This window comes from Corynebacterium afermentans subsp. lipophilum (assembly GCF_030408375.1).
Taxonomy (GTDB): domain Bacteria; phylum Actinomycetota; class Actinomycetes; order Mycobacteriales; family Mycobacteriaceae; genus Corynebacterium; species Corynebacterium lipophilum.
Genome location: NZ_CP046530.1, coordinates 1,190,124 through 1,211,214, shown reverse-complemented (window position 1 = coordinate 1,211,214; position 21,091 = coordinate 1,190,124). Strand labels below are relative to the sequence as shown.

At 65.4% G+C, this 21,091-nt stretch carries 19 protein-coding genes, 1 tRNA gene and 2 pseudogenes; 14 read left to right on the top strand and 8 right to left on the bottom strand.

Going from position 1 to position 21,091, the window contains the following annotated elements; all coding sequences use genetic code 11:
* Positions 1-16 precede the first annotated feature (16 nt).
* On the top strand, positions 17-445 hold the full coding sequence (locus CAFEL_RS05795; RefSeq protein ID WP_194559278.1) for an NfeD family protein: 429 nt from the start codon (positions 17-19) through the stop codon (positions 443-445).
* The gene (locus CAFEL_RS05790) at positions 446-1,720 is read left to right on the top strand and encodes an SPFH domain-containing protein (RefSeq protein ID WP_194559277.1); all 1,275 of its coding nucleotides are present in this window, start codon (positions 446-448) and stop codon (positions 1,718-1,720) included.
* Here CAFEL_RS05790 and CAFEL_RS05785 read toward each other — a convergent pair.
* The 5 genes from CAFEL_RS05785 to CAFEL_RS05765 form a co-directional block, all read right to left on the bottom strand.
* Positions 1,692-2,267: a MarR family transcriptional regulator gene (locus CAFEL_RS05785; protein ID WP_194559276.1), complete on the bottom strand. Its 576-nt coding sequence runs from the start codon at positions 2,265-2,267 to the stop codon at positions 1,692-1,694. The genes CAFEL_RS05790 and CAFEL_RS05785 overlap by 29 nt on opposite strands.
* 20 nt (positions 2,268-2,287) lie before the next feature.
* Positions 2,288-2,980 (bottom strand): TVP38/TMEM64 family protein, encoded by a 693-nt coding sequence (locus CAFEL_RS05780; protein ID WP_194559275.1) that lies wholly within the window; start codon positions 2,978-2,980, stop codon positions 2,288-2,290.
* A 263-nt stretch (positions 2,981-3,243) separates the two neighbouring features.
* Positions 3,244-4,920 carry an FtsX-like permease family protein gene (locus tag CAFEL_RS05775; protein WP_194559274.1) on the bottom strand — a complete coding sequence of 559 codons (1,677 nt, stop codon included), beginning with the start codon at positions 4,918-4,920 and terminating at the stop codon, positions 3,244-3,246.
* 3 nt (positions 4,921-4,923) lie between these two features.
* A complete protein-coding gene (locus CAFEL_RS05770) occupies positions 4,924-5,565 on the bottom strand; it encodes an ATP-binding cassette domain-containing protein (RefSeq protein WP_194559273.1) in 642 nt (213 codons plus the stop codon).
* A gap of 253 nt (positions 5,566-5,818) precedes the next feature.
* Positions 5,819-5,904: transfer RNA gene (locus CAFEL_RS05765), tRNA-Leu, on the bottom strand.
* Positions 5,905-6,012: 108 nt separating this feature from the next.
* Between CAFEL_RS05765 and tetA the strand changes: the two genes are divergently transcribed.
* The 5 genes and pseudogenes from tetA to CAFEL_RS05745 all read left to right on the top strand — a co-directional run bounded on the left by tetA (position 6,013) and on the right by CAFEL_RS05745 (position 10,303).
* Complete coding sequence (tetA, locus tag CAFEL_RS05760) at positions 6,013-7,575, top strand: tetracycline efflux ABC transporter TetAB subunit A (protein WP_353959462.1); 1,563 nt, start codon at positions 6,013-6,015, stop codon at positions 7,573-7,575.
* Positions 7,576-8,543: pseudogene (locus CAFEL_RS11295) on the top strand (ABC transporter transmembrane domain-containing protein); the annotation flags it as partial.
* Between the two features lie 141 nt (positions 8,544-8,684).
* Positions 8,685-9,381 (top strand): annotated as a pseudogene (locus CAFEL_RS11290) (ATP-binding cassette domain-containing protein); the annotation flags it as partial.
* Between the two features lie 21 nt (positions 9,382-9,402).
* Entirely contained in the window at positions 9,403-9,936 is a 534-nt protein-coding gene (locus tag CAFEL_RS05750) for a YbhB/YbcL family Raf kinase inhibitor-like protein (RefSeq protein WP_194559271.1), read from the top strand.
* Positions 9,937-9,946: 10 nt separating this feature from the next.
* Positions 9,947-10,303, top strand: coding sequence for a hypothetical protein (locus CAFEL_RS05745; protein ID WP_194559270.1), 357 nt, complete (start codon positions 9,947-9,949; stop codon positions 10,301-10,303).
* Here the strand turns inward: CAFEL_RS05745 and CAFEL_RS05740 are convergent.
* Positions 10,300-11,379, bottom strand: a complete 1,080-nt coding sequence (locus CAFEL_RS05740; protein ID WP_194559269.1) for a quinone-dependent dihydroorotate dehydrogenase — start codon at positions 11,377-11,379, stop codon at positions 10,300-10,302. The two genes, CAFEL_RS05745 and CAFEL_RS05740, sit on opposite strands and share 4 nt — an antisense overlap.
* Positions 11,380-11,391: 12 nt before the next feature.
* Positions 11,392-12,444, bottom strand: a complete 1,053-nt coding sequence (locus tag CAFEL_RS05735; protein ID WP_290171951.1) for a YncE family protein — start codon at positions 12,442-12,444, stop codon at positions 11,392-11,394.
* Positions 12,445-12,514: 70 nt separating this feature from the next.
* Between CAFEL_RS05735 and CAFEL_RS05730 the strand changes: the two genes are divergently transcribed.
* From CAFEL_RS05730 to CAFEL_RS05700, 7 genes are all read left to right on the top strand, one after another.
* Entirely contained in the window at positions 12,515-13,360 is an 846-nt protein-coding gene (locus CAFEL_RS05730) for an undecaprenyl-diphosphate phosphatase (protein WP_194559267.1), read from the top strand.
* A 16-nt stretch (positions 13,361-13,376) separates the two neighbouring features.
* Positions 13,377-14,591: a cysteine--1-D-myo-inosityl 2-amino-2-deoxy-alpha-D-glucopyranoside ligase gene (gene mshC, locus CAFEL_RS05725; RefSeq protein ID WP_194559266.1), complete on the top strand. Its 1,215-nt coding sequence runs from the start codon at positions 13,377-13,379 to the stop codon at positions 14,589-14,591.
* Positions 14,592-14,615: 24 nt separating this feature from the next.
* A complete protein-coding gene (locus CAFEL_RS05720; protein WP_034998990.1) occupies positions 14,616-15,014 on the top strand; it encodes a hypothetical protein in 399 nt (132 codons plus the stop codon).
* Positions 15,007-15,675, top strand: coding sequence for an HAD family hydrolase (locus CAFEL_RS05715; protein WP_267238655.1), 669 nt, complete (start codon positions 15,007-15,009; stop codon positions 15,673-15,675). Before CAFEL_RS05720 ends, CAFEL_RS05715 begins: the two co-directional genes overlap by 8 nt.
* A 54-nt stretch (positions 15,676-15,729) precedes the next feature.
* Positions 15,730-17,169: an aspartate ammonia-lyase gene (aspA, locus tag CAFEL_RS05710; RefSeq protein WP_194559265.1), complete on the top strand. Its 1,440-nt coding sequence runs from the start codon at positions 15,730-15,732 to the stop codon at positions 17,167-17,169.
* A 99-nt stretch (positions 17,170-17,268) separates the two neighbouring features.
* A complete protein-coding gene (locus CAFEL_RS05705; RefSeq protein WP_194559264.1) occupies positions 17,269-18,579 on the top strand; it encodes an anaerobic C4-dicarboxylate transporter in 1,311 nt (436 codons plus the stop codon).
* A gap of 5 nt (positions 18,580-18,584) precedes the next feature.
* A complete protein-coding gene (locus CAFEL_RS05700; RefSeq protein WP_194559263.1) occupies positions 18,585-20,252 on the top strand; it encodes a formate--tetrahydrofolate ligase in 1,668 nt (555 codons plus the stop codon).
* Here CAFEL_RS05700 and CAFEL_RS05695 read toward each other — a convergent pair.
* Positions 20,249-21,079, bottom strand: a complete 831-nt coding sequence (locus CAFEL_RS05695; protein ID WP_194559262.1) for a RecB family exonuclease — start codon at positions 21,077-21,079, stop codon at positions 20,249-20,251. The genes CAFEL_RS05700 and CAFEL_RS05695 overlap by 4 nt on opposite strands.
* Between the last annotated feature and the right edge of the window lie 12 nt (positions 21,080-21,091).

The following is a 21,091-nucleotide window of genomic DNA, read 5'->3' as shown; positions in this document are numbered from 1 at the left end:
ATGTAAGATACGTCACGTGGGACCTTTACTTTGGTTTTTAGCCGCGGCGCTGCTGGCGCTTCTGGAATTGACTGTGGGCGAGCTGACGCTGCTCATGCTCGGCGCAGGTGCGCTCACCACGGCGCTTGTCGCGTTGGCTGGTGTGCCCATTTGGGCGGAAGTCGCCGTGTTCGCCGTCTCGTCCGCGCTGTTCTGGTTCTTCCTGCGTCCGCCGCTGCGCCGGCGCATGGAAAAGCCGCTGGTGTTGGACGATTCGCCGAGGGCGCTGGTTGGCAGCACGGCGGAGGTCGTCGAGGACATTGTGGGCGGTGAGGGCCAGGTGCGTTTCGACGGCTCCCTGTGGTCCGCCCGCGGCCTCGATCCGGCGGAAACCATCCCGGCGGGATCCCGCGTGACCGTTTACGATATTGACGGCCCCGTCGCTGTCGTGTGGAAGGAGCCCTAAATGGGAGGGTTTATCACATTCATCGTCATCATCGCGCTGGTGGTGGCAATTCTCACTGCGTCAATCAAGCTGATCCCGCAGGGCGAAGCGGCGGTTATTGAGCGCCTCGGCCGCTACACCCGCACCGCATCCGGCGGGCTGACGTTCCTTGTGCCCTACATCGATCGGGTGCGCGAGCGCGTGGACACCCGTGAGCGCGTGGTGTCCTTTCCGCCGCAGGCCGTGATTACTCAGGACAACTTGACCGTGGCGATCGACACGGTGGTCACGTTCCAGATCAACGACCCGGCCAAGGCCATCTACGGTGTGGACAACTACTTGGTCGGCGTGGAGCAGATCTCGGTGGCCACGCTCCGCGACGTCGTTGGCGGCATGACGCTCGAGGAAACGCTGACCTCGCGCGAGACCATCAACCGCCGTTTGCGCGGCGAGCTGGACGCGGCCACCGCGAAGTGGGGCCTGCGCATTAGCCGTGTGGAGCTCAAGGCGATTGATCCGCCGCCGTCCATCCAGCAGTCCATGGAGATGCAGATGAAGGCGGACCGCGAAAAACGAGCCATGATTCTCACGGCCGAGGGTAAGCGCGAGTCCGACATCAAGACTGCAGAGGGTGAGAAGCAGGCCCGCATCCTTTCCGCGGAGGGTGAGAAGCACGCCGCGATTCTCAACGCGGAGGCGGAGCGCCAGGCGATGATGCTGCGTGCCGAGGGTGAGCGCGCCGCCAAGTACTTGGCTGCGCAGGGTGAGGCCCGCGCGATCCAGAAGGTCAACGCTGCGATCAAGTCCTCCGGCGTCACACCGGAGCTATTGGCGTACCAGTACCTGGAGCAGCTGCCGAAGATCGCCAACAACGACGCGGCGACGATGTGGATGATCCCGTCCCAGTTCGGCGACTCGCTGCAGCAGTTCGCCCGCGCGTTCGCCAACAAGGACGACGACGGCGTGTTCCGCTACGAGGCGGAGACTCCGACCGATCAGGACCGCGAACTCGCGGAGTCCGGCAACACCGACCGTTGGTTCGACACCTCCACCGACCCGGAGCTGGCGAAGGCGCTCGCCGAGGCGCGTGCGGTGGCCAACAAGCACGTGGACGACCCGGACCCGACCCAGGATTCGGCACAGGGGTCGACCAAACCGGAACCCAGCGGCGCCACCCGCCGCGAGATCACCACGGGCGAGCCGCAGCAGACCGGTTTTGAGCAGACCTTCCAGCCAGAGGCGCAGCCCGACCCGGTCTCGCGCCCTGTTACTCGCCCTGACCAGCAGCCCGAGTAATCAAATTCAGCGCTAGCTGCCACCCGGCCTGCTCTGCGGGCCACCCGGCCGCCTGCAACCGCTGGCTCATCGCCTGTTTGGAGATGCCCAGGGTTGCGGCGGCCTCATTTTGGTTCATGCCGCGTCGCACCAGCGACGTCGCCTCACGCCCCTCGTAGGTGCGCTTATGCAGCACGTGCGACATCAGCGCGAAGGTCGCCGCGATGTCCGCGGCTTCAGTCGTCGCATTTTGCCTATCGACGATCACCCGCACCTGACCCGCCCTCGTCCCGACTGCAGCAGTCGCCGTGGCAGAAGCATCGCTCGGTGCGCTGCTGCCGGTTCCGTCTGCGATACCGAGTCCGATGGCCCAGTTGCCGTCCGAGAGCAGCGCCATGATCAAATTCAGCGCAGCCTCCGCGTCCGCGACCTGCGAGCGGATGTCTTCCACCCCGAGCACCTCGAAGCCCGCGACACCGGGCAGGGAGCTCAGCGCCTCGGCGGAGCGCTCCACCACGGTGGCGCGGGCCTTCTCGCGGCCCCGGTACCTCGCATGCACGGCAATCATGGGCCGTAGCGTACCCCTGTCTACCCTTGGGGCTTGACTCCGACACGTCCCGAGCGGGTGGGCAAGCGCGCGTCGAGCAATAGCCCGGCGACGCCGACGACGGCGAGCACGGCCATGATCGCCACGAACACCGGGTCTGCATCGCCCGTGAGCGTGTCGCCGAACAGGGTGACCAGGATCGTGCCGGGCGCAGAACCCACCAAGGTCGCCAGCGCGAACGGGGCCACGGGCACACGGGTGAGCGCCGCGGCGTAGTTCATGATGGAAAACGGCACGGCCGCGATCATGCGCAGGCTCAAGATGGCCAACCAACCGCGTTCTTCAAGCCGCCGGTTGATGTTCTCCACGGCCGGGTGCGTCAGGCGCGGCTCCACCCAGTCCCGTAGCAGCGTCCGGACAATGAGGAGAGAAATGATTGCGCTGACCGTCGTGGCTGTCAGTGCGATAAGGATGCCGCGGCCGGTGCCGAAAAGGATGCCGGCGGAGACAGTCATCAGGGTCCTGGGGATGGGGAACTGGGTGATCAGCACGTACAGCAGCCAGAACAGGACAGGGAACCAGGCACCGGTCTCATCGGACCATGTGCGCAGGGTGGACAGCGGAGGGACGTCGAGAAGCATCCAAGCTGCGACGAACAACGCGCTGGCCGCGACGACGAGTGCCACCCGCCTCCGTGGTGCCTTCCGCAAACGATTCACCCCGCTATCTTCCATCGGGCTGTAGTCTGGAACCAACTTGAGGAGGGGGACTCATGAGCTCGCGTCAACGCAACCCATCGTGCGTCGGCCTGTTTGTACGTTCTTTGGCATTGACAGTGTTTGGAATCGGGGTGACCTATGGGCCGACGGCGCGGTCGCTGTTGTTGCAACCCGAAACCGGAAGAGCCTCTTTAGGCGCCGGCACGCCAGTGTCTAGGGCGCATCTGCGCCACGCTCGTCCTTGTCCGGAGTTGGCAAGAAGGCAGTCGCACTCGTGCCTAAGAAGACGAGGACAAAGAGCACCCATAGCCCTGGGGAAGGTAAGGCAGCAGCGCCCCCGGGTACGCCGAGACTGCGACATGGACGGCGACCGTGTACCAGATGCCCACTAGGAGCGCTGTCAGCATGGCAACACAGTACGGAAAGAGGATTGCCCAGAACTCTGCTCGCTGGATCGCGCCTTGGGTACGGCCCAGAAGACGCAGTGGTGAGAAGAACGCATGCAAATTGGCCCGCTTGCCCATCACAGAGACCGCGAGGACCAGGCAGATCGCCAGCAGAGTGTAGGCCGCGGTGGGGACGAAGCCGGCGGTTCCGTCGCCGTGGGGCCCGTACATGATCTGGCTATCCATATCCACATGCCGTACCCAATCCTGCGCGGACTCCACCCGGAGATGATCCGGTGCGCGAGCCGATTCTGCGACCACGGGAAGCCCCCATTCCGGTTTGACCGGAGACTCGCTAGAAATACCCGAGAACGGCACCATGAAGTCTGGGTAGAAGGGGCTGTGAGCTTTCACCGGCGCCGCGGGCGAGAGTAGCTGCCCTAACACTTGGTCATTTGATCCGGCCAGAGAATAGTCATTCGCTTTCTCCATCGGTACGGAGGTCTCCCCGGCGGATTCGAAGTCCGAAGGCTGCCAGTAGACCACCCCACGGCAGTCGTCGCCGATCTCCTCACATACACCGTCTGCTTCCTGCGCTTCTAGTAGGCGAAAATCTTGGCCAACGACGACTGGGACCGTTTGGAAATTCTGGGAGCCTACGTAATTTGCCGCCCATAACGAGGTCTGTGCACCTGTGAAGCCTGCCAGCGGAATGGCTACGAGCGCGGTAGCAAGCCCCACCCTCGAGGTCGTCCCGACGGTTTCGGAGGAGCGGATGCCTAGCGCGGGTGCCGACCATCCGCTCACCTTTTTGATCGCCGCGGCTGCCCAGCGAGCTAGCGCCCGGGCGAAGGTGCCGGCAAGTGTGACAGCGAGGAACGGCAAGGTGAAGACAAATATCAACACGACAGGCCCTGGCGGAGTCGTCACCATGCACCAGATCCCCGCGGCAATATTGACCACTGCGAGCACTAGGCCAACCAGCCCCACCGAGGATTTGGACTTACCTACTGTCGCCGCTCCTCGATCCCCGGTTTTGGCTAGCACCTTGTCGACGTTGAGAATCCCCACGCCGAGGAGGTACAGGGGGACTAAGACCAGCAGTGACGACCAGGCAACGTCAATGGGCGAGCCCCAGTGATCTGGCAGCTGCTTGTTGAGCCCTAGCAGAATCACCTTGAAAAGCGGCGTTGCTAACAACCGTCCCAACACGACCGCCGAAGCGCTTGCCAGAAGCGCCAGGCACGCCCCTTGCAGGAGCAGGTGTCTGGTGAAAAACGCCCTGCCTATGCCGAGAATCCGCAGCGCTTGCACGGTATTTCGGTGGTCAGTGATAAAATTCTGATGCGCCAACCGGACCCCGGCGAATGCCGGGATGATCGCAATCAGGCTCATATTCGTCACGCCGGCCTTGAAGTCGCTGCTTCCGCCAGTCGAGAATGCGACGTAAAGGATGGTGCCGACGAGCGTGCCTATTACTACCGCAGCCAGTACGATTCCCCCGATGAAGGGGCGCGCCGTCACCGACAGCTCTCTCCGGTAGGCGGCGGTGGGAGTCATGGTCTTCATGAGCTATGCCCCCATCTGCAGCAGCGTTTTTGCCTGCCCGTTGAAAAGCTCACGGTGGGAGCAATAGACCACTATCGCTCCCCGCTTCGCCGACTGGCGCAACAAGTCCTCGACCACGGTGACATTCGCTCCATCAAGCGCGCTGACGGGCTCATCCATGAGCACCAAGTCCGGTTGGGAAGCTAGTGCCTGGGCCACCGCAACGCGCTGGCGTTGACCCCCGGATAGCTCCGCCGGCAGGGCTTCTGTGAAAGGCTGCAGGCCCAACGTGCCAAGCAGCTCTTCCCTGCCCTGGGCGTCGAGGCCCCGTCCGGCGACGTGAACTGCCAGCTCGAGGTTCTCCCGGCAGCTGAGGCTAGGCAGGAGGGTCGGTGCCTGTGGTGCGTACCCGACGTGCGTGGCCCGCCACGAGGTTAGCTTCTTGGCCGCGCCCTTTCCGAACCGTTTACCGTCGATGGTTACCCTGCCTTCACTGGGTGAGCGCAGACCGGCTAACAGATCCAGAACCGTGGATTTACCGCTTCCCGATGGGCCCCGGACTTCGTAGATGCCAGGCCGTGACAACGACAGCGCGGCATCCCGCAGAATATATGGCCCATATTTCGAGTATCGAAAAGAGATTTTATTCCAAACTATTGCGACCATCACAATTCCTCTCTTGTTAGAGGGCATACGCTTCCCGAGCACCAAAACATTATCGGCAATTGCACGAGGGCTCGCCGGACTGGGTTTTCTGTTCGTTGTGGTCTTGGATCGTTACTTCGAGTTTGAGTACCCCGGTACGGATCGTTCGAGCGGGGGATCGCTGGGCGCGATGGGCGGGCCTGCCTGGTCGTAGCAGCAGCGCGACAACGAAAAACACCCCGTCGCAACGTATGCGAACGGGGTGATGGGTCTGTGCCCGGAGGGGGACTTGAACCCCCACGTCCGTTAATAGGACACTAGCACCTCAAGCTAGCGCGTCTGCCATTCCGCCACCCGGGCTTAGGGTGTTTTTCAGCCTCGCGGCTGGGCACTCGCATAACTATAGGGCGGGCCGATTGAACCGCCAAATCGCCAGTACAACCCTGAAAATTTGCTAGGTTTTCCAGAATGATGCCCCCACCGCGCAGAATGAAGACGTACAGCTGGTTCGTCCCACCCGCGCCACCTGCGGACGATCCGAACCGTCTCCACCCGGCGCGCTGGAGTAGTGGAAACCGCGTGGTCAGGGACATGGTCGGCGCATATCCGGGCGTGTTGGCACTGCACATTGTCAGCTACCTTCTCGGCACCGGAATCGCCGCGTTTGTGCCGGTGGTGGTGGGCATGATCGTGGACGGCCTGGTGGGCGAGAGCACGTTCAACGCGTGGTGGCTTTTCGCGGTGCTGGTCGGCATTTTCATCCTCCAGTTCATCGGCGAGGCCACCGGCGACGGCTTAGCTTCAGCCTCAGTGCGCCGCGTCACCCACAACGCACAGCAACACCTGTCCTCGGGCGTGCTGCGCCGCGGGGCGGGAGCGATGAGCCCCGGCACGGTGCTCAACACCATCGACGCGGACGCGAACACTGTCGGCCGCTACCGTGAGCTGCTGTCGTTTCCGCTGATGGCCATCGGCTACGCGGCCGGCGCGATGGTGGCGATGTGGTCGGTCTCCCCGTGGATCTCGCTGGCCATCCCGGCGAGTGCGTTAATCATCGCCCTGTTCGCCGCGTGGACCGCGGGGCCGGTGACGCGGGTGTCGCTGAAGCGCCGCGCCGCGGAGGCGGACGTTGCTGGCTTGGCCACGGATGCGTCGCAAGGCATTCGCACTGTCAAGGGCCTGGGGGCGGGCGGGACCGTCGCTGAGCGCTTCCACGAGGAGACGGCCAAGGCGAAGCGCCTCATGCTCACCCACCTGCGTGTGGAGGTGTGGCTGGGTTTTGCCAGGTTCTGCGTGGCGTGGCTGTGCAACCTTGCCATCGTGGGCTTCAGCGCGTGGATGACGCTGCGCGGGGGGATCACCCCGGGACAGCTGACGTCCGTGGCACTGTTGGTGCCGCCGGCGTTGAACATGGCGGGCTTCGCGTTCGGCGATTTAGCCAGCGGGTGGGGCAGGGCCGTCGCGAGCGGTCAGCGAATCGAGCAGTTGCACCACGCGGGCGACGACACCGCGGGGCCTGAGCCGACAGGCACCCCGGTCCCAGGCGCGGGGCTGTGGATCCTCGAGCCGGCGGAGCGCTCCTACGCCACAGCCACCGCGTGGGCGCAGCGCGGCGATGTCCTGTTCCCGCCGCACACCGTCAACGTGTTTGAAGGCACCATCGCGGACAACGTGAATCCGCGCGGGGATGTACCGGAAGAAGCGGTGAAACAAGCGCTCGCCGCCGCCCACTGCCAGGACATTCTCCGCAGGCTCGGCGGCATAGGCGAAAACGGCGAGTTGCCGGACGCGCCGCTTGGGGAGGCCGGCCTGAACCTCTCCGGCGGGCAGCGTCAGCGCGTCGCGCTCGCCAGGGCACTCGCCGCCGACCCGGACGTGCTCATCCTGGACGACCCAACCACGGGGCTCGATTCCGTGACCCAGGCGGACGTCGTGGCGGCCGTCGCCGCGCTCAGGGCGGACAAAACCACCGTGGTCATCACCGGAAACGCGGCGTGGCAGCACGCCGGAACCGCGCTGGAGGTGGCGTAGATGGCGCGCGATTACGCACGCACAGACGCGGTCGCACCCGCAAGTGTGAAGGAGACCTTTGCGTACCTCTCGGCGCTGCCCAACGCGCTGGACAGACGCTGGTGGGCGGGTCTGCTGCTCATCCAGGCGCTCATCGTCGCCGTGTACACCACGCAGTCGAACCTGTTCGGGCGCAGCGTCGACCCGCTCACCGGAGGCGAGGTGCCGCTACTGGGCACCGGCACCCGCGCCTTTGTGTGGACTGTTGGACTGGCGTTGGCCTGCATGCTCGTCGAGATGTTCCTGCGCGCCCTCGGTAACTACGTGGTGGGCCTCAAGGTCGCCCGCGCGTCCATCGACTTGCGCCGTCGCTGCCTCGACGCGATCCTGCGCGCACCCGTGCCGCGGGTGATGGAGCTCGGCACCGGCAACGTGATCACACGCATGACCAAGGACATCGACGACGTCGTCCAAACCATCACCGCCATCGGTTCGCGCGTGCTCACCACCGTGTTCGTCTTTCCGATCACGTTTATCGGGCTTTTGCTTATCGACGTCCGCTTCGCCCTTATCCTCGTCGCAGTCTGCATCTGCACCTACCCGTTCGCCCGTGAAGTGGTGCGGGCGATCCCGGCTGCCTCCAACGCCGTGAGCGTGGCGGAGGCGCGCCGCAACGCAGTGCTGCTGGATACCGTCCGGGGGCTGCCCACCCTGCGCGCCTTCGATTTGGAGCGCTGGGCACTGGCCCGGATGCGGCGGACCTCTTGGGGCGCCGTGGAAGCGGAGATGGACCGTGTGCCCTGGTTCATCCGGCTCACAGGCATCGGCCAGGTCGCTTTCGCCGCGTGGGTGCTACTCACCCTCGGCGTGGGTGCCTGGCTCGCCTCGGCCGGCGCTGTCACCCCGGGCCAGGCGAGCGCAGCGGTGTTCATGGTGATCCGCGCCGAAGTCATGGTGTTCAACGCCCTGTTCTTCGTCGGCGAGCTGCAAGGTGCGGCCACCGCCGTAGGCCGCGCGGTGAGCCTGGCCAAGCTCGCGGACGGCCGCGTCGCCACAGCGGTACCGGAGGACCTGACTCAGCCCGTGGAGGTGGTAGTCGACCACGTCTCCTTCGCGTACCCGGGCGGCGCCAACGTGCTGGAGGACCTCTCTGTCACGCTGGAAGCGGGAACAATCACCGCGCTGGTGGGTACCTCGGGAGCGGGTAAGTCCACGCTCGCCGCGCTCATCGCGGGGCTGGTGGAGCCCACGGCAGGCAGCATCCGGGTGGGAAGAGTGGGCACTTCGCAGGTCAGCGACACGTGGACCGCGAAGAACGTCACCCTGCTCACCCAGGATGTCCACCTGTTCGCCGGCACGTTGCGCGAGGACCTCTCGATGGCCGCCCAGGGGGCCACCGATGCAGAACTGCTGCGCGCGTTAAAACACGTCGGGCTCGACCCGGATGGCACCCAGTTCGCGCGCTTGTTCCCGAAAGGGCTGGACACCGCCGTCGGCGCGGGAGCGGAGGAGCTCCCGCCGGAGGTGGAGCAGCAGCTGGCACTCGCGCGCGTCGCACTGTCAAGACCGAAGGTGCTCATCCTGGACGAGGCCACGGCAGAAGCCGGCAGCGACGCCACGAACACACTGGAAGAAGCGGCCGCACGCATCGCGGAGGGCACCACGGCGTTGGTGGTGGCGCACCGCCTGGACCAGGCGGCGGCCGCGGACCGAATTTTGGTCATGGACGCCGGGCGCATCATCGAGGACGGCACCCACGCCCAGCTCATGGCAGCCGGCGGGAGATACGCGCAACTTTTCGCCGCGTGGAGTGGCGGGGGTCACTAGCTCTCCGGTAGGAATGGGGTCATGACTGCCAACTATGTTTCCGACCGTTTCCCCGGCCCCGACCCGTACGCGCCGCTGACGGACGTGCCGTCCTTCGACATCGCCTCCGAGGACATCGTCGACGGCGAGCGGCTTGCCGACGCACTGGCCGGCGACAGTGCCACCAGCCCGCAGCTGTCCTGGTCCGGTGCCCCGGAGGGCACCAAGACCTTCGCGGTGACCTGTTTCGACCCGGACGCACCGACTGCGTCAGGTTTCTGGCACTGGTCCGCCTTTAACATCCCCGCGGACGTTACCGAGCTGCCCTCCGGAGCAGGCGCGAAGGAGGATCTCGGCGTCGGCGCGGTCGTGCTCACCGGCGACAGCGGCGTGAAGGGCTACTACGGCGCCAACCCGCCGGCAGGCCACGGCCCGCACCGCTACCTGTTCGCCGTACACGCGGTGGACACGGAGCTGCCTGCAGACGAGATTGCCAACCCCACCCAGCTCGGCTTCAACCTGAACTTTCACTCGCTCGGCCGCGCCATCATCTGGGGCTGGTACGAAAACCAGTAAGATTCGCCGAATGGTTTCAGTGCAACTTCGCGTCGGCGGCGCGTTTTTGGGCATCGCGCTCGTGTTAGTGCTCTACGCCGTGCTGGCGCTGCTTCGAGGCGACGCCGCGTTTTCGATTACCCCGCAGGTGCTCTCCGTGATCGCCGCGGTGGCCATCGTCGGTGCCTTCGCCACCTACAACACCAACCAAGCAGGTTCCCGCACCCAGGTGGGCGCGCTGCTGGCGGCGGTGGTGCTCATCGGGCTCGGCTTCATCGCGCCCGACACTGAATTCATGGTCACCACACCGTTCTGGCTCATCGGGTGGGCGCTCGCCGCCGGGCTGTGCGCGGTGGTTCTGCGCCGCAGCGCAGCAGGGCGCGTTTAGAGTTCTTTCCACTCCAGCCCGCTGCCCACGGCCTGCTCAATCGAGTCCAGGCCGTGGGCTTTAATCTGTGCGGCGATCCCGCGGTGAATGCCGCGGATCCAGCCCAGCCCGCCGTAGATGAACGGGGTGTAGCCCTGCAGCAGGCTCGCGCCCGCGGCGATGCGCTCCCACGCCCGCTCCGGGGTGGAAATGCCGCCGACGCTGACCAGCACCAGCTTGTCGCCGACTCGCTCGTTGAGGCGCTTGAGCACCTCGAGCGAGCGCTTCTGTAACGGGGCACCGCTGATCCCGCCTGCGCCCATCTTCTCCACCCTGGAGGCGGGAGTTTTCAGCCCGTCGCGGGAGATGGTGGTGTTGGTGGCCACGATGCCAGCAAGGTCCAGCTCCACGGCGAGGTCAGCCACGGCGTCGATGTCTTCGTCGGAAAGATCTGGCGCGATCTTCACCAGCACCGGGGTGGTGGTGGACCTCTTTACAACCTCCAGGATCGGGCGGAGTTCCTCCACCGCCTGCAGGTCGCGCAGACCCGGCGTGTTGGGGGAAGAGACGTTGACCACCAGGTAGTCCGCAAGCTGGCCCAGAAGCGTCGCGGTGGCGCGGTAGTCCGCCACGGCATCTTCGGAGGTCTTGTTCTTGCCGATGTTGATGCCCACCACGTCGCGGGAGCGCCGCGCGCGGAGGTTGTCGGCGACCACGAGCGCGCCCTTGTTGTTGAAGCCCATGCGGTTCAAAATCGCCTTGTCCTCCGGCAGGCGGAACAGACGCGGCGTGGGGTTGCCCGGCTGGGACTTCGGGGTCACGGTGCCCATCTCGGCGTAGCCGAAGCCGATCGCGCCCCAGGAGTCGATCGCCTCGGCGTTCTTGTCAAAGCCGGCCGCCAGCCCCAGCGGGGCGGGAAAATCCACGCCGAAAACAGTTTGGTGCAGCACCGGGTCGTGCACGCGCACGGCCTTTTCCATCACGCGGTTGACCGGGGTGACCAAGTGCAGCGTCTGCAACGCGCCGCTGATGATGCCGTGGATGCGCTCCGGCGGCAGCAGGAACATGAGCTTGAGTGCGCGGTCGTAGAGCGTCATGGGTGGTATCTCCTAGTTGCTCTCGGTCTGGTCGGCGGGGGAGACGATCTGGATGCCGTCGCCGGATGCGGAGGCGGCGACCACGGTGCCGTCGTCAAGCGTAATGATGCTCTGGGCATCGGCGACGGTGGCGAAGTGCTTGCGTTTCACCGGAATGCCTTGCGAGATGTCGTAGCCGGTGGCGGTGTTGCTGGCCAGCGAGCTGACCCACGCAAGGCGCTGCGCAGGATCCCACGCGGCGTCCCAGGGCCCCTCCGGCACGGGTGCGGACTGCTGGAGGCGGATGATGTCGTCGGTGGTGTAGACGTGGATCTGGTTGCCGGTGGAATCCGCGGCCAGCACCAGGCCGTGCTCGCCGCCGCGCACCTTGCCCACGCCCAGGCCGACCCGCAGGGTGCCGCCCTGGCGCGAGCCGTTCCAGTCAATGTCCTGGATGGTGGTGTCGAAGCGGTTGGTGCGCACCACGGAGTCGTGCTGGTCGTCCACCTGCACCGCCTCAAGCTGGTCGGTCTCGCGCGCGACGTCGATGGTGTCTTTCAGCTCGCCGCCGTCGAAGACCCACACCTTGCGCTCAGTGTCGCTGCCTGCGAGCACCTCGCCTGTCGACGCCACCGTGGCCACCGTGACCGGCTTATCGGTGGCGATAGTCTCCTCCCGGTCGCCGAAGAGCTTGATCTCGCCCGCGCAGGCAAGCGCGAAGGTGCCGGCGTTTGCGGAAGCCTCGCCACAGGATTGGTCCAGCTCGTGGCGGGCGGCCTTGCCCTGCTGGATCTCCTCGAGAGTGCCGATGGTCAGCGCGTTTTCAGTGCGCACGCCGATGCGGCCGTTCGTCTCGTCCACATCGCTCACTGGCTCGAAGTTCACCACTGCGCCCGCCGGGTCCGACGACTGCGGGGACTGCACCGGCTCAGCGCTGCCCATGTTCGCGGCCGCCTCACCGCCCGCTTCCTCGATCTTGGCGGAAGGAGACGCGCCGCAGGCGCTCAGCGCCAGGGCAGCCGCGACGGCACCGGAAACAGCGGCGAAGCGGAGGCGGGAACTGGGGGCAAATAGACGAGCATTCACAAGGCCAAAGCCTAGCAACGCGCCCGTCGCGTACCGCGATGGCTAAGCGGGCGGGGTAGTGTCTTTCGCCATGACTGATCCCGCCACCACCATGTCCTGGGTGCAGGTGATCGTCCTGTCCATCGTCCAGGGCCTCACCGAGTTTCTGCCAGTATCTTCCTCGGGCCACCTGCGCATCGTCTCCCAGCTGTTTTGGGGCGAAGACGCCGGCGCCAGCTTCACCGCCGTGATCCAACTGGGCACCGAGTTAGCCGTACTGGTGTTCTTTGCCAAAGATATCTGGCGCATCCTCACCGCCTGGTTCGCCGGCCTAGCGGACAAGTCCAAGAGGAACTTCGACTACCGCATGGGGTGGATGGTCATCGCTGGCACCATCCCGGTCGGCATCGCGGGCGTGCTGCTCAAAGACGTAATCCGCGAGAACTTCCGCAACCTCTGGATCACCGCCACCGTGCTGATCCTGTTCTCGCTGGTGTTCATCCTGGCCGAGCGTCGCGGCAAGAAGACCCGCGGCTTCGAGGACCTAACCATGAAGGACGCGGTTGTGATGGGTCTGTGGCAGTGCCTGGCGCTCATCCCGGGTGTGTCGCGCTCCGGCGGCACCATCTCCGGCGGCCTTTTCCGCAACCTCGACCGCGAGGTGGCCACCCGCTTTTCCTTCCTGCTGGCCATCCCCGCCGTGCTGGCCTCCGGGCTGTTCTCCCTGCCGGACGCCTTCGACCCTCAGGCAGGCCAGGCGGCGAGCGGCCTGCAGCTGCTCGCCGGCTCCGGCATCGCCTTCGTGGTCGGCTACATCTCGATCGCGTGGCTGCTGAAGTTCGTGTCCAACCACTCGTTCGCGTGGTTCGCCGCCTACCGCATTCCGCTGGGCCTTCTTGTCATGGCGCTGCTCGGCACTGGCGTGATGGCCGCGTAGTTGTAGGGTTGTGCGCATGCATGCATGGCCCGACCCGTCCGTACCCGCAGTCGCCGGCACCCCGGTGGCACTGAAGCTCTACGACACCGCCGATCAGCGCGTCAAGGAAGTAGACACCACCCCGGACGCGAACGGGGAGGTGGGGATGTACGTCTGCGGCATCACGCCGTACGACTCCACCCACCTCGGCCACGCCGCAACCTACCTCACCTTCGACCTGGCGCAGCGCCAACTCATCGCCAACGGCCACAAGGTCCACTACGTGCAAAACATCACCGATGTGGACGACCCATTGTTCGAGCGCGCTGAACGCGACGGCGTGGACTGGCGCGAACTCGGCACCAGCCAGATCAACCTGTTCCGCAGCGACATGGAGATCCTGTCCGTGATCCCGCCCCGCGACTACATCGGCGCGATGGAGTCGGTAGACGAGGTGATCGCGATGGTGCAGGAGCTTCTCGACGCCGACGCGGCGTACGAGCTCGACCACGGCGACATCTACGCCTCCATCGAGGCCACCAAGCAGTTCGGCTACGAGTCCAACCTGGACCGCGCGACCATGGAGGAGTACTTCGCTGAGCGCGGCGGCGATCCGGAGCGCGAGGGCAAGCGCGACCCGCTGGATGCGCTGATTTGGCGCGGTCACCGCGAGGGCGAGCCCGCCTGGGATTCGCCCTTCGGTCCGGGCCGGCCCGGCTGGCACGTCGAGTGCTCCGCGATTGCGACCAACCGTCTGGGCGGGCACTTTGCCATCCAGGGCGGCGGGTCTGACCTGGCGTTTCCGCACCACGAATTCTCCGCGGCGCACGCCGAGGCGGCGCTGGAGGTGGACCGCATGGCGGGCCACTACGTCCACGCCGGCATGATCGCGCTCGACGGGGTGAAGATGTCCAAGTCCCTGGGCAACCTCGTGTTCGTGCACAAGCTCTCGGAGGCGGGCCACGACCCGTCGGCGATCCGCCTGGCCGTCTTTTCGGGTCACTACCGCGAGGACCGGGACTTCTCCGACGCGATCCTCGACGAGGCAGAAAAGCGGCTCGCGCGTTGGCGTGAGCAGCTCTCGGAGGAGGTCAGTGAGGCGGAGGCGACGGAAGTCGTCGATAAGCTTCGCGCGATTCTCGCCGACGACCTCAACACCCCTGTGGCACTTTCGCTTCTCGACGGCGCGGCCGGCGACTGCAACCAGATCATCGCCACCGCCCTCGACGGGCTGCTCGGCGTGCGCATTTAGCTCGCCTCGCGCACAATAGGGCGCATGAGCGCAGCTGCGGACAACTCGATTCGGGCTCAGTTTCAGCCCGAGGTAGACGAATTCATCGACGACCTGACCACCTTCGCCACCGGCTCCTACCTCCAGGACGAGGACAAGGACCTGTGGGAAGAGCCCTTCGACCCGGCAGTGCTGCCGGATCTGAAAAAGCTCCTGGAGATGTTCCTGGACGCACTCGACTTGCTCGGCGACGACCCTGAGGGCGACGCGCTGGTCAAGGTCGTGGCGCCGTTCTACGACAACCTCGAAGAATTCAACGAGAAACACGCCAACGCGGTGCTTGAGCCGGAAGAGAAGGCCGACATCGAGACCCTGGTGTTCCGCGCGGCGGCCGCCACCGGCGCCACCGACGAAGCGCTTAACGAACTTCCGGAACTTGAGTAGGCCGGCCGCCGTCCTCTGGGACATGGACGGCACCCTCATCGACACGGAACCGCTGTGGGGCAAGGCCACGTACGAGCTCGGCGAGCTGCTAGGCCGCCCGCTGACCCCGGAGGTGCGCGCCAAAACCATCGGCGGCAGCTTCCCCAACACCTTGAACGTGGTGGCCGAGTGGGCGGGTTACGAGCTGCAAGACGGCGACCTGGAGCGCTACCGCACCTGGATGTTCGACCGCATGCGCGAGCTGTTCGCCACCGGCATCGAGCTCAACCCCGGCATCGGCGGCGTGCTCGAGTCGCTCGCACGGCGGGGCACGCCGATGTTCATCTGCACTAACACAGAGCGGGTGGTAGCGGATCCGTGCATTGACGCGATCGGGCGCGACTTCTTCGCAGGCACCATCACCGGCGACGAAGTGGCGCACGCGAAGCCGGCGCCGGACATGTACCTCGAGGCAGCCCGGCGCGTGGGTGCGGCGCCGGGAGAGTGTCTCGTGGTGGAGGACTCCTGGCACGGCATGTCCGCCGCGGCCGCCGCCAGATGCGCGGTGCTGGGACTCGCCGAGGAGGTTCCCGCCGGTGTGTTGAAGTTCGCCGCGGACAACTTCGTCGGCTCGGGCGCTAGTGACGTGGACGATTGGTTTTCTGCAGCTCGACAGGCATAAAACGGGGGTACGCAGCGCCCGTCGAGAAGCTTGTTGCTACGTATAGTGGCGCCCATGAGCACTCGTACTGAAGAAGACCTCCTCGGCACCGCCGAGGTTCCCGCCGACGTCTACTACGGCATCCACGCCCAGCGCGCCAAGGACAATTTCCAGATCTCCGGTAGCACCGTCAACGACGTGCCGGAGTTCATTCGCGGCATGGTGCAGGTGAAGAAAGCCACCGCGATGGCTAACCGCCGCCTGCACGCCCTGCCGAAGGACAAGTCCGAAGCAATCGTGGCGGCCTGCGACAAGATCCTGGACGAGGGCGTGTGCATGGACCAGTTCCCGATCGACGTCTTCCAGGGCGGCGCGGGCACCTCGCTGAACATGAACACCAACGAAGTGGTGGCCAACCTCGCGCTCGAGCTGATCGGCCGCGAAAAGGGCGACTACTCGGTGATCAACCCGAACGACGACGTCAACATGTCGCAATCCACTAACGACGCGTACCCGACCGGTTTCCGCCTCGGCGTGTACTACGCCGTGCAGGGGCTGTTGGAGGAGCTCGACGAGCTGCAGAAGGCGCTGCGTGCGAAGGGCGACGAGTTCGCCGACATCATCAAGATGGGCCGCACCCAGCTCCAGGATGCCGTCCCGATGACCCTGGGCCAGGAATTCACCGCCTTCGGCGCCAACCTTGCCGAGGAGCAGCGCACCATCAGCAGCGCCGCCGACTCGCTGCTGGAGGTCAACCTGGGCGCGACCGCTATCGGCACCGGCATCAACACCCCGAGCGGCTACCGTGACCAGGTGGTCTCCGCGCTGCGCGAGGTCACCGGTCTGGACATCCAGGCGTCGCCGGACCTGATCGAGGCGACTTCCGACACCGGCGGTTACGTGATGATGCACAGCGCTATCAAGCGCGCCGCGATGAAGCTGTCGAAGATCTGCAACGACCTGCGCCTGCTGTCTTCCGGCCCGCGCGCCGGTCTGAACGAAATCAACCTGCCGGAGCGTCAGGCGGGTTCCTCGATCATGCCGGCGAAGGTCAACCCGGTGATCCCCGAAGTGGTCAACCAAGTCTGCTTCAAGGTCTTCGGCAACGACGTGACCATCTCCATGGCCTCCGAGGCGGGGCAGCTCCAGCTCAACGTGATGGAGCCGGTGATCGGTCAAGCACTGTTCGAGTCCATCCGCCTGCTCGCCAACGCGGCGAAGACCCTGCGCGAGAAGTGCGTCACCGGCATCACTGCCAACCAGGATGTGTGCGAGGCGTACGTGACTAACTCCATCGGGATTATCACCTACCTCAACCCGGTGATCGGCCACCACAACGGCGACCTTATCGGCCGCGAGGCGGCAGAAACCGGCAAGAGTGTCTACGACCTCGTGCTGGAGAAGGGCCTCATCGAGGAAGAAGATCTGAAGAAGCTGCTGAGCAAGGAAAACCTCATGCACCCCGAGTACCGGGGCAAGCTCTACGTCGACGACGAGTCGAGCTTGGAAGAGTAGGCGCGGAGGCGTAGCCAACATCACATCGGCTGCATTTCCGTTTCGGGCTCCTCCGGACAGATAATGGGATGACCTAATAACTGTCTGAAGGAGCCCGTCGTGTTACTCGCCGTCCACATCATCATCCTCCTCGGAGCGATTGTGGTGGGAGCGCGGATGGGCTCTATCGCCATCGGCTTCGCCGGCGGACTCGGCGTGCTACTGCTGGGCGCCACCGGGATGCCGGTCAGCGCGGAAGCCATCCCGTTCGATGTCATCGGCATCATCATGTGCGTCATCGCGGCTATCTCCGCGATGCAGCTCGCCGGCGGCATGGACTACCTGGTGGACCTGGCAGAGCGCTTCCTGCGCCGCAACCCGAAGCGCATCACGGTCTACGCCCCAATTGTCACTTGGCTGATGACGGTGCTCGCCGGCACCGGCCACACCGCATTTTCCACCATGCCCGTCATCGTGGAGGTGGCCAAGGAGGGCAAGGTGCGGCCCTCGCGCCCACTGGCGGCGGCCGTGATCGCCTCACAGATGGCTATCGTCGCCTCGCCGATTTCCGCCGCGGTGGTGTTCATGGCCTCGGCGCTCGAGCCGCTCGGTGTGGGCTACCTCCAGCTGCTGGCGGTGATGATCCCCGCGACGTTCTTGGCAATTTTCCCCATGGCCTGGATCGCCAACAAGACGGGCGCGGAGCTCGAAGATGATCCGGTCTACCGCAAGCGAGTGTCCGAAGGCCTCGTTGCGCAGCCGGCTTCGCGCGAGCACTACGTCCCGCCCCAAGGTGCAAAGGCCTCGGTGGGGATCTTCCTCGCCGCGATTGTGATCGTGATGGTCTACGCCACGCTGATCTCTGATCAGGTGGGGCTCATTTCGGATCCGACAATCCCGCGAAACGAAGCGATCATGGCCATCATGCTCGGCGCCGCGGCAGCCATCGTGCTGGTCACCCGCACGACGGCAGCGGAGATCCTGAACACGCAGGTGTTCCGTTCGGGCATGTCCGCCTGCGTGTGCGTGCTCGGTGTGGCCTGGCTGGGCACGACGTTCATCAACTACTACATCGAGGACATCCAGAACATCGCCGGCGACGTGCTCACCGCGAAGCCGTGGCTGCTCGCGGTCGTGCTTTTCATCGCCGCATCGCTGCTGTACTCCCAAGCAGCCACGGCGAAGGCGCTCATCCCGGCAGCGCTTGCGATTGGGGTGAGCCCGCTGACTGCGCTCGCCGCCTTCCCCGCAGTCTCGGCACTGTTCGTGCTGCCGACGTACCCGACGTTGCTCGCCGCGGTGGAGATGGATGACACCGGTTCCACCCGCATTGGCAAATACGTGTTTAACCACCCGTTCCTCGTTCCGGGAGTGGTGTGCATCTTTGTCAGCGTAATTCTGGGTTATGCAATCGGCGCCGTTGTAGTGTGAGGTGCATGACTGCACAACCGTTGACTGACGTCGAAATTGCTCAGGCCCACACACTCGCCCCGATTGGGGAGATCGCTGAGAAGGCTGGGGTATCCGACGATGCGCTGATCCCGTACGGCAAGCACATGGCCAAGGTGGACATCACCCAGAACCCGGGCAACGCCCCCGGCAAGCTCGTCCTGGTCACCGGTGTCTCGCCGACCCCCGCGGGCGAGGGCAAGTCCACCACGCTGATTGGCCTGACGGACGCGCTGACGAAGCTGGGCAAAAACGCCATGGTGGCGCTGCGCGAGCCGTCGCTCGGCCCCGTGATGGGCATCAAGGGCGGCGCTGCCGGCGGCGGTTACTCCCAGGTGGTGCCGATGGAGCAGATCAACCTGCACTTCACCGGAGATTTCCACGCGATCACCAGCGCTAACAACACACTGGCCGCGCTCATTGACAACCACATCCACCAGGGCAACGCGCTGAACATCGATCCGCGCCGTGTGACCTGGCAGCGCTGTGTGGACGTCAACGACCGCGCGCTGCGTAACGTCGTCACCGGGCTGGGCGGACCGGCCCACGGTGTCCCGGCGGAGACCGGCTTCACCATCACCGCCGCCTCTGAGATCATGGCGATTCTGGGCCTGGCCACGGACCTGGAGGACCTGAAGCAGCGCCTGGCCAACATCACCATCGGGCTGACCTACGACAAGAAGCCAGTCACGGCCGGTGACCTCGGTGCCCAGGGCGCGATGGCCGCGCTGCTCAAGGACGCGGTCAACCCGAACCTCGTGCAGACTCTCGGCGGGACGCCTGCGTTCATCCACGGCGGCCCGTTCGCCAACATCGCCCACGGCTGCAACACCCTGATTGCCACCCGCACCGCCCAGCAGTACGCCGACATCGTGCTCACGGAGGCCGGCTTCGGCTCCGACCTGGGCGCGGAGAAGTTCTTCGACATCAAGGCGCGCTACGGGGACCTCGACGTCGCCGGTGCCGTCATTGTGGCCACGATCCGCTCCATCAAGCACAACGCGGGCGTGGCCAAGGCGGACCTGTCGGCGGAGAACGTCGCCGCCCTGGAGGAGGGCGTTGTCAACCTCGAGCGCCACGTGGAGAATGTGCGCAAGTTCGGCGTGACCCCTGTGGTTGCGCTCAACCGCTTCGCCACCGATTCCGAGGCCGAGCTCGAATTCCTGAAGAACTGGGCGCAGGCTAAGGACATCGCGCTGGCTGAGGCGGATGTGTGGGCGAAGGGCGGCGACGGCGCGCTCGAGCTCGCCCAGACCCTGCTGGACAACCTCACCGAGGGCACTTCGCACCCGCTCTACGACCCCGCCGAAGGTGTGGAGGCGTCCATCGAGACCATCGCGAAGGAGATCTACCGCGCCGCCGACGTGCAGTACTCCGCCGCAGCGCTAAAGGACCTGCAGACCCTCAAGGACAACGGCTTTGACAACCTGCCGGTGTGCATCTCCAAGACGCAGTACTCCTTCTCGGACGACCCGGCCCAGCTCGGCGCGCCGGAGGGCCACACGCTGCACGTGCGCAACATCGTCCCGCGCACCGGCGCCGGCTTCGTGCTGGTGCTCACCGGCGACGTGATGACCATGCCGGGTCTGCCGAAGCAGCCGGCCGCCAACAACATCGACGTGGACGCGGACGGCGTGGTTTCCGGCCTGTTCTAGGCCTCAGGCTGCTCCGCCCGCGACCCCGGCCACCCGGGGTATTCCGGGGGAGTGCCGCCGAAGACCGGGCACAGGTGCTGGAAGGCGCACCAGCCGCACAGCTTGGACTGCTGCGGGCGGAAGTTGCCTGATTTACCGTCGGCCTCGATCTTCCACCACAGCTCCGCTAGGTCGCGCTCGAAGTACTCCAGTTCCTCGCGCGACGGGGCAAGGATCAACGAGTCCATGACTTTCAGATACATCAGCTTCAGCTGCGTGGGCACTACCCCGAACATGCGCCAGTACACCAACGCGTAGAAGCGCATCTGGAACTGCGCGTCCTGCGAGTAGCGCGGCAGCGGCTTCTTGCCGGTTTTGTAGTCGACCACGCGCACCTCGCCGGTGGGAGCAATGTCCACACGGTCGATGAACCCTCGCACCGGCACCCCGTTCGGCAGCGTGAAGTCCACCGGCATCTCTTGGGCGTGCGCGTCGAATCCCAGCGGGTTTTCCATGGTGAAGTAGCCGCGCAGCAGCGTGCGGGCGTCCACAAGCAACTGGTACTCGTCCGCGACCGGCTCCGCGCAAGAGGGGTCGGCTTCGCGCATCTTCTCCCAGTTCGGCTTGAGCCGCTTCACCGCCGCCGGATACGTGCGTTCCTCGCGCGGCCAGGCGAACATTTCCTCCAGCACGGCGTGCACCAGTGTGCCTTTGACCTGCGCCTCGGTGGACGGTTCCGGGATCTTGTCAATGGCGCGCAGCCTGTACTGCAGCGGGCAGCGTTTGTAGTCTGAGGCGCGCGAGGGCGAGATGGCAATTGGGCGTGGGGGAGTGCTGGCGTTCGACATGGTGCCCAACAT